The organism is Pseudactinotalea sp., assembly GCF_048594945.1.
Lineage (GTDB): Bacteria > Actinomycetota > Actinomycetes > Actinomycetales > Beutenbergiaceae > Pseudactinotalea.
In genome coordinates, this window is record NZ_JBMDXJ010000079.1 from 1 (window position 1) to 2,609 (window position 2,609).

The window sequence follows — 2,609 nt, forward strand, 5'->3', positions numbered from 1 at the left end:
TCGTGTCGTAGGAGGGATCGCGGAGGCGTTCGCCGATGATCGCGTCGATCGCGCCTCCCACGACGATCGCGAGCGTACGGAGGTCGGCATCGCCGTCGAGTCCGCGAGCCACACGGGCGGCAGCCATGATCTGCGCCAGCCCTTGCCACCGCGCACTGGTGTCCTGCTCCTGCGTGGCGGCGTTGGTGAGCGCCTCGGTGAGCATCCGGGTGTGCTCCGGGAACTCGTGCAGGTGGGCGATCATCGTGCGGACGTAGACCGCCGGCCCGTGAGCGAGGTCGGCGGCCTCGACGGCTCCGGCGAGCCGCGTGACCAGGGCGGTGAGCACGTGCTGGTAGGCAGCGTCGACCACCGCATCTTTGGTGGGGAAGTGGTAGAGCACGGCCGCCTTGGTGATACCTGCGCCGCCGGCGATCCGTGACAGCGACGTGCCGCTGTAGCCGTGTTCGGCAACCATCGCGATCGTCACCTCGATCAGCTGGGCGCGCCTCGCCTGCTCGATGAAGGTCAGCGATCCGGTGCTCTGACGGGTTGCCATGCTCGACATTCTCACATACGGTCGATAAATCTACCGATCGGTTAGGGACGTGAGGATGAGCGACAGCACAGAACCCGACAGCCCAACCGCAGGGCGTCCGCTCACCCTGGCAATCGCTGCGATCGGGGCACTCGGGATCGCGGCGGCGGTGGCGCTACGGTCGCCGTCACCGGTGGGCCACTGGCGGAGCGCGGAGGGCCACGCGGCGTTCCAGCGGGCGTACGACGACGCGATGGCTGACATGCCCGAAGCCACCGAGACGTACGATCTCCGGACCGACTTCGGCTGGGTGCGGATGTACCGGTACGCCGGCGAGCAACCGGACGCTACGCCGCTGCTGCTGGTCACCGGCCATGGCGCCGGGTCGCCGGTGTGGGCGCCCAACCTGCACCATATGCGACAGCATGGCGACGTCTACACCGTGGACCTGCTCGGCCACGCCGGCATGAGCGTCCAGGAACGCCCGATCACCGATTCTGCCGCCCAGGCGCTGTGGCTGCATCAGGCGATCGAGCAGCTCCCCGACGACACGTTCCACATGGTCGGGCTGTCCGTCGGCGGCTGGTCGGTGACCAACCTCGCGACCCGGCACCCCGGGTCGGCCGCGAGCCTGACGCTGCTCGATCCCGTGTTCACCTTCGCCTCGATCCACGCCGAGTTCGTCCTCCGGTCGATCCCGGCGAGCATCCCCTGGCTGCCGTCCGCCTGGCGGGATGGCTTCAACTCCTGGATCGCGGGCGGCGGAGAGGACACCAACGACTTCGCGGTCGGGCGGATGATCGACGCCGGCCAGCAGCACTACAGCAGCAAGCTCCCGCGCCCGGAGCAGATCACCGAGCAGGCACTGCAGGCGCTCGACATCCCGGTGCTCGCCATCATCGCCGGGGACTCCGTGGTGCACGACGCCGCAGCGGCGGTGGGGGTCGCCGAACGCACCCTTGGCCAGGGCAGGGTCGAGTTCTACGAGGGCGCCAGCCACGCCGTCTCAGCTCAGGAGTCGGACCGGGTAGCTGCGGACCTCGACCGCTTCCTGACCAGCTTGAGCTGAGGACCGAGTCCCAGAATCCGAGACGGTCGCGGTCGGCGTCGAGGTGTCGGGCGCAGTGGGGTGAGGGTAGTGCGCGCCACCGGGCGGCGCCGGATGTCGGCGCGCATCGGATCGGCACGTCCGGGACGTGGCAGCGGTGACCCCGCACCCGTCCCTCCCACCAAGCGCAGGAGAAGCACCATGAACGCACGCCGCCGCACGATCGTCACCGCGACCGCCGTCGGGGTGGCGATGTTGATGTCGGCGTGTGCGGGCGCGGATGCCGGTGACGCCGAGCTCGGCACCGAGGACAACCCGGTGCAGCTCGGCGTGGTCGGCGCGAGCGAGCCGTACTGGGCGACCTACGAGGCCGCCGTCGAGGAGGCAGGCATCGCACTCGACATCGTCGACTTCACCGACTACAACCAGCCCAACCCCGCGCTGAGCGAGGGTGAGCTGGACATCAACCAGTTCCAGCACATCATCTTTCTCGCCAACTACAACGTGCAGGCGGGCGACGACCTGGTGCCGATCGGCTCGACCGCGATCTACCCGCTCGGGCTGTACTCGACCCAGTACGGCAGCGTGGAGGAGATCCCGGACGGCGCCGAGGTGGCCGTGCCCAACGACGACACCAACCAGGCCCGCGGGCTGCTGATCCTCCAGCAGGCCGGCCTGATCACGCTGGCCGACGGCGGCAGCCCGTTCTCAACGGTCGCGGACGTGGACGAAGCCGCCTCGCGCGTCACCGTGACCGCGCTCGACGCCGCCAGCACCGCTTCCTCGCTGCCGGACGTCGCCGCGGCGATCATCAACAACGACTTCATCACCGACGCCGGCCTCACGCCTGAGGACGCGATCGCGCAGGACGACCCGGCTGATCCTTCCTCGTTCCCCTACATCAACATCTTCGCGACCACGCAGGACAACGCCGACGACGAGGTTCTCGCCCAGCTCGTCGAGATCTACCAGACCACGCCCGAGGTGCAGGACGGTGTGCTCGAGGCCGCCGGTGGCGTGGCCGTCCTCACCCAGACCCCGGTT

3 protein-coding genes are annotated in these 2,609 nt (G+C 69.1%); 2 read left to right on the top strand and 1 reads right to left on the bottom strand.

Going from position 1 to position 2,609, the window contains the following annotated elements:
• A partial coding sequence (locus tag ACOJSN_RS03590) for a TetR/AcrR family transcriptional regulator (RefSeq protein ID WP_420111139.1) occupies positions 1-538 on the bottom strand: 538 nt, incomplete at its 3' end.
• Between the two features lie 55 nt (positions 539-593).
• On the opposite strand from ACOJSN_RS03590, the gene ACOJSN_RS03595 reads away from it, so the two are divergent.
• Both ACOJSN_RS03595 and ACOJSN_RS03600 read left to right on the top strand, forming a co-directional pair.
• On the top strand, positions 594-1,586 hold the full coding sequence (locus ACOJSN_RS03595) for an alpha/beta fold hydrolase (RefSeq protein ID WP_420111140.1): 993 nt from the start codon (positions 594-596) through the stop codon (positions 1,584-1,586).
• A gap of 180 nt (positions 1,587-1,766) precedes the next feature.
• A partial coding sequence (locus ACOJSN_RS03600; protein ID WP_420111141.1) for a MetQ/NlpA family ABC transporter substrate-binding protein occupies positions 1,767-2,609 on the top strand: 843 nt, incomplete at its 3' end.